The following is a 6112-nucleotide window of genomic DNA, read 5'->3' as shown; positions in this document are numbered from 1 at the left end:
ACAAACACCCCCCCCCCTGCGCGCGGGGGGGGTCGGCGCGCGCGCGGCCCCCCCGGCGGGGCGGCCGGGGCCCGCGGGGCCGCCGGCGCACAAGGGGTCAAGGGGTCGCAGGTTCAAATCCTGTCGTCCCGACTTTTCGAAGTGCAGGTCAGGGGCCGTTTCGGAGGAGATCTGAAGCGGCCCCTTGCGCATTCTTGGGGACCACTTGGGGACCGGTGCACTTGACGGGGCTGTGGCGCTCATTGACCCGGTCAAGGTGCGCCACGGGGCCGTTGGTAAGGCGCAGAGCTGGCGGTTCGTGGAGTCGTCTATGTGTTTCCGATGACGCATCACGTGGAGTGCGTCGCGACCTTCGAACCACCTCGAAGGGTTCCTGACCTGCGGTTTTTTCGTGCACATTGTGTGTGGCGTGGGCCTTACCGGCGGCATCTGGACGAGTCCTGCCGGTCACGCCGCCGGGTCTGCACCAGCGAGGTGCCGGCCCTGTTCCAGGTCAGCCGATGGGCCATCAGCAACGCTCCGCTCGACGTGCGGCCGCTCTTGAACGGCGACGGATTCCGTCTCGAGCCAGCCCTGAGGAAGTGCCGAACTGTCGGCGCCCTCGTGGTCTGCGTCCCCCCAACCGGCGAATCTACCGCGCAAATTCCGCACGGCTCCACTTGATGCGAGACGCCTTCTCGGTGATCGAGAAGGGCTCCATGAAGATGATCGCGGCGACGATCCGCACCGTCATCGCGCAGACCACCACCGAGGCCGTCTGTCGCCCTGCGTGATCCGAAGCCGGAGGGACCCAAGACGTATCTGCAGGGCTGGGGCCTGGAGGCAGAGAACGGACGCTGGTCGTACGGGCTCCGGCCAACCTGTTCGTTCGGTTTCGTTCAGTCGTCGGGCGACCGGTAGCGAATCGACGCCAGCGGCTCGCGCTCGAACAGGAACGGCTTGACGGCCTCCTCACGGCCGATCGAGGGTTGGACCCGTGTCGGGGCGCCGCGGTGTGCGGCCGGCGCGAGTGGCTGGGAGTCTCAGCGCGCGCCCTTGCGGAGTAAGTCGCGTGGCGAGTGGTGGGCGCCAACCCGGCGCCTGCAGGTTGCACAAAAGCCTGTGCACATGAAATTATGCATGCCGTGTCAGGAGAACCCGGGTTGAGAGAGATCGCTGATCTGGCGGCTCTGAAGACGCTCAGTCACCCACGCCGGTACCAGATCTTCCAACAGCTCTCCCTGCTCGGCTCGGCCACGTCGGCGATGCTCGCGCGAGAGCTCGACCTCAACACTGGGGCTACCAGCTACCACCTCCGAGAGCTGGCCCGGTACGGCTTCATCGAAGAGGTCTCCAAGGACGCTCAGGTGCATGGGCGTGAGCGGTGGTGGCGGGTCGTCCCCGTCGATCTCCGCTTCCCCGAGCGCAGCAGGCAGAGCCCGGAGATGCGCCCCGTCATCGACGAGATGAACCGCCGGGCCTACGCGGCGGACCTCGAGTTGTTCGAGCAGCTTCGGCGGCAGAGTGACGATCTTGAGGAGTGGGCCGATGCCTTTCTCTACTCGCGGGGTTCGATGCGGCTGACCTTTGATGAACTGCGCTCCTTTTTCGAGGACTACATCGCCCTGCTCAACCGCTACAAGCGGCCCGACGACGAGGTCCCTGCCGGTGCGCGGACCATGCTGACCCGGTTCTTCGCCCTCCCGGCACCGGATCCAGAGCAAGTTGCGGGAGAAACCAACGAGACCGTCGTATCTGAGGCCGAGTTCGAGCCCGCGTCAGAAAGGGAAGAAAGCCCGTGAGGATGAAATCCAGGGGCAGGTCGACCACACCGGAGAATTCGATCGGCCAGGCCGTGACGCTCCAAGGCGTTACCAAGATCTATGGGCGCGGAGCTCACGCAGTCACTGCTCTCAACGAGGTGTCCGTCACGATTCCACGCGGCACCTTCACGGCCGTCATGGGCCCGTCCGGATCCGGAAAGAGTACGTTCCTGCACTGCGCTGCGGGCCTGGACCGGCCCACCTCCGGCTCCGTCAAGGTCGCTGACCGCGAGCTGACCGGAATGGACGAGACCGAGCTGACGCATCTGCGTCGGCAGCGGGTGGGCTTCGTGTTCCAGGCATTCAATCTGGTCCCCGCGCTCACGGTCCGTCAGAACATCACCTTGCCACTACGACTGGCAGGACAGCGCACCGATCGGGGATGGCTGGACGAGATCATCCACCGTGTCGGGCTGACCGGTCGTGTCGACCACCGGCCTTCACAGCTCTCCGGCGGTCAGCAGCAGCGGGTGGCCATCGCACGGGCGCTCATCACCCGTCCCGACGTCATCTTCGGCGACGAGCCGACCGGTGCGCTCGATACCGTCACCGCCAAGGCGATTCTCACGTTGTTGCGCAGCTGCGTCGACGAGGCCGGGCAGACGGTCGTCCTTGTCACCCACGATCCGGTTGCGGCCGCCTATGCCCACCGCGTCCTGTTTCTCGCCGACGGCCGGGTGGTTGACCACTCGGACAGTCCGACGGCCGACCAGATCGCTGAACGTATGACGCATTTAGGAGCATGGTCCTGATGATCCGGTATGCCTTCAGCACCCTTCGGTACCGCAAGGGGGGCTTCATCGGAGCGTTCCTCGCGCTGCTGTGCGCCGCCGCCCTTGTTACTGCCTGTGGAACTCTGTTGGTGACGGGGTTGACCGGGAAGATCGAGACGGAACGCTACGCTGCAGCGTCCATCGTGGTGGGCGGGGACCAGAACGTCCACCAGGTGAAGGTGAAGAAGAAGCACGGTAAAACGAAGGTCAAGCACAAGGCCAAACCGCTCGACGAGCGGGTCTGGCTGCCGGCCGGCGTCACCACGAAGATCGGAGCCGTCCCGGGCGTCAAGGCCGCGGTGCCCGAACTGGACTTTCCCGCCTACCTTGTTACCGGGCAGGGGAAGATCGTCTCGGGGCCGGACGGAAAGGCATCGCTCGGCCACTCCTGGAAGTCAGCAGCGTTGACTCCGTTCGCGTTGGTGGCAGGTAAGGCGCCTCAGGCGAGTGACGAGGTCGTGCTCGACAGGGAGATCGCCTCTCGGACCGGCTTGAAGACCGGCGATCGGGTCACCGTGCAATCCACGACGACGCCGGCCACCTACCGAGTCTCCGGCATCGCGGCCGCGCAGGCCGGTGATCTGGGAGAACAGTCATCACTGTTCTTCTCTCAGCAGGAGGCTGAGCGGCTGAGCGGACGCGCTGACCAGGTGGCTGTCGTCGGGGTGATCGCCGACGAAGGTGTCGACCGGGCGCAGCTCAAGAGTGCCATCTCTCAGGCTCTCGACGGCACCACGGCCCAGCTGCACGGCGCCGACGATCGCGGAGCCGTGGAGTTCCTCGGCGCCAGCAAGGCCCGTGTGCAACTGATCAGCATGGGCGGTGCCATTGCTGCGGTCTCCCTGCTGGTTGCCGTCCTCGTGGTGGTGGGGACCTTCGCTCTCTCCATCCAACAGCGCTACCGGGAACTGGCTCTGTTGCGCGCAGTCGCTGCGACACCCCGGCAGATCCGCGGTCTCATCGGCCGCGAGGCCGCCATTATCGGCTTGGTCGCGGGGGCCGTCGGCGCAGTCGCGGGGTTGCCGATCGCCGTTTGGCTGCACGGAAAGTTCGTTGACTTCGGCACCATCCCCGAGACATTGAAGCTGACTCTCAGTCCCTATCCGATGCTCGCTGCAGTGGTGATCACTGTGCTCGGCGCGTGGATCGCTGCCCGGGTGTCGGGTCGGCGGGTCGCGCAAATTCGCCCCGCAGAGGCGCTGTCCGAGGCCGCGATGGAGACCCGGCCTTTCGTGATGCGCCGGTTGGTCGCCGGAGCGATCTTCCTGGTCGTCGGCATTGTGCTGTTGTTCGTCTTGAGCGTCCTGCACACGGAGCCGGCATCCGCGCCCGTCACATATCTGAGCGTGATCATGCTCTCCACTGCCGTGGCACTGCTGGGACCGGTCATCGCACGGGCCGGCATCGCTGCGCTCAGCGGACCGTTGAGGCTGTCCCGGATCAGTGGATATCTCGCTGTGGCCAACAGCCGTACCAACCTGCGACGGTTTTCCGGTGCCCTCACTCCTCTCACGCTGTTGATCGGTATGACCTGCACCATCGTCTTCGTCCAGTCGACCTTGGGGCACGCATCCCAGAGCCAGGCCAGGGAGGGGAACCTCGCGACGTACACCCTTGCGTCCTCTGGGCCGGGAGTGCCCGGCTCTGCGGCGAACAAGGTGCGAGAACTGTCCGGCGTCAGCACGGTGACCGAGGTCGTGCGCAGCACGGTGCGAGTGGGCCTGGACAAGTTCCAGATTCAGGGTGTCACCCCGAAGGGCCTGAGCAAGACCGTGGACCCGGGCGTTGTGTCGGGCTCCCTGAACGGGCTCGGTCAAAACGGCATGGCTGTCAGCAAGGTGGCCGAGCGCATCGTCGGAGGTGTGGGCAGCAAGGTCAAGGTGACCATGGGAGACGGCACCCGAGTGCGACTCACCGTGGTTGCGGTGTACGACCGCGGCCTGGGCTTCGGCGACCTCACCATGGCCCATGACTTGGTGGCCGCTCACGTGGACAATCCGCTGAGTTCCGCAGTCCTCGTCAAGACGGACCGGACGAAGCAGGACCTGGCCAAAGCGGTGCACGGTTATCCGGGAGTCCAGGTACTCAGCGGCGATCAGGTGGACTCGCTCCGTGCGGACCAGCAGCAGTCCAATGCCGCGGTCAACTTCGTGGCGATGGGCATGATCATCGCCTTCACCGCCATCGCCGTGGTCAACACGCTCGCCATGTCCACCACGGGCCGCACACAAGAGTTCGCGCTGCTACGGCTGGTGGGCACCACTCGGCGACAGGTGCTCCGGATGCTGCGTCTGGAGTCGCTCGCGATTGTGCTGCTTGCGGTGGTCGTAGGCACACTCATCGCGATTGCGACGCTCACCGCGTTCGCCATCGGTATGACGGGCAGCGCGGCGCCCTATCTGTCCACGTTCATCTACACAGCTGTCGTCGCGGTCGCCGCGTGTCTTGCTCTCGCAGCGACGATGATCTCGGCTCGGGTCTCCCTGGCCAGCAAGCCCGCGGACGTGATCGGGTCCCGGGAATAGTTCCGGTAGCGGACCGGTCGGAGCTGAGCACTCGTTGCGACCCGTGCGATCTTGGTCGCGGTCTGGTCGCAGGTGGTGAGGCGGGCTTGGAGCGCACGTGTCACCGAATCAGTATTCGATTAATTCACTAGCCGGGGAGGGGGGTTTCTCGTACAGTTATGTGCGATACATCTGTTGGTTTATGAGTCTCATTGAGCGTAGTGGTGCGACTTTGGTATGAGGGTCCTATTTGATGCTGTGGTCTGTTTCTGCTGTCAAGGGCCGAAAATCGGCCACGCTTTGTCAGTGCGGGTGGAGCGTGGCGTGTGAAGTGACCTCGTAGGCGCCGACACTTCCATTTTATGCCGCGAGGTCCAGCCGTTGATGGAAGCGGGTCCTTGCCTGGTACGGCGTGATGTAGCCGATGGTCGAGTGGAGCCGCTCCCGGTTGTAATACTCGGCGATCCACCGGAAAACGTCCTGTCGAGCTGCGGCCCTGGTCTCCCATACGGTCGTGCCGATCTCGGCTTTGAGGATGGCGAAGAAGCTCTCCGCTGCAGCATTGTCGAAGCATGAACCGGTCCGGCCGGTGCTCTGACGGATGTCCAACTCGGCCAGGAGTTCCCGGAATTGGCGCGACGTATATTGAGACCCGCGGTCCGTGTGGAAGATGGCGTTACCAGCCGTGTGGCCGCCGATATGGGCCATTCGGATGGCGTTTTCTACCAGTTGAGTCCGCATGTGGTCGGCCATCGACCATCCCACTACCTCGCGCGTGCACAGATCGATGACCGTCGCCAGATACAGCCATCCCTCGGCCGTCGGCAGATAGGTGATATCGCCGACGAGTCTCAGACCCGGCATCGGAGCCGTGAAGTCCCGCAGAAGCAGATCCGGCGCGGATGGCGCGGCGCGGTCCTGTTTCGTCAGGCACCGCGACTTCCGTCGCGTTATCCCGGCAATCTCCCGCTCCCGCATGATCCGCGCGACCCGTTTGTGGTTCACGACGTGGCCCTGGTGGTGCAGTTTCTGC

General features: G+C 64.8%; 4 protein-coding genes. 3 read left to right on the top strand and 1 reads right to left on the bottom strand.

Going from position 1 to position 6112, the window contains the following annotated elements:
- Positions 1–1061: 1061 nt before the first annotated feature.
- Genes ACFWP5_RS33025 through ACFWP5_RS33015 form a run of 3 tightly spaced genes read left to right on the top strand, consistent with a single transcriptional unit; the run spans position 1062 to position 5100 of the window.
- A complete protein-coding gene (locus tag ACFWP5_RS33025) occupies positions 1062–1781 on the top strand; it encodes a helix-turn-helix domain-containing protein (protein ID WP_384164912.1) in 720 nt (239 codons plus the stop codon).
- Positions 1782–1783: 2 nt separating this feature from the next.
- Positions 1784–2554, top strand: a complete 771-nt coding sequence (locus tag ACFWP5_RS33020) for an ABC transporter ATP-binding protein (protein ID WP_384164994.1) — start codon at positions 1784–1786, stop codon at positions 2552–2554.
- Positions 2545–5100, top strand: a complete 2556-nt coding sequence (locus ACFWP5_RS33015; protein ID WP_384164909.1) for an FtsX-like permease family protein — start codon at positions 2545–2547, stop codon at positions 5098–5100. The genes ACFWP5_RS33020 and ACFWP5_RS33015 overlap by 10 nt, the downstream gene beginning before the upstream one ends.
- Before the next feature lie 339 nt (positions 5101–5439).
- On the opposite strand, the gene ACFWP5_RS33010 is transcribed toward ACFWP5_RS33015, so the two are convergent.
- Positions 5440–6112, bottom strand: a 673-nt coding sequence (locus ACFWP5_RS33010; RefSeq protein ID WP_384164906.1) for an IS3 family transposase, incomplete at its 5' end; no start/stop codon positions are given.

It is taken from the genome of Streptomyces sp. NPDC058469 (assembly GCF_042721125.1).
GTDB lineage: Bacteria > Actinomycetota > Actinomycetes > Streptomycetales > Streptomycetaceae > Streptomyces.
The sequence above is the reverse complement of the archived record's forward strand: the minus strand, read 5'-3'. Positions and strand labels throughout refer to the sequence as shown.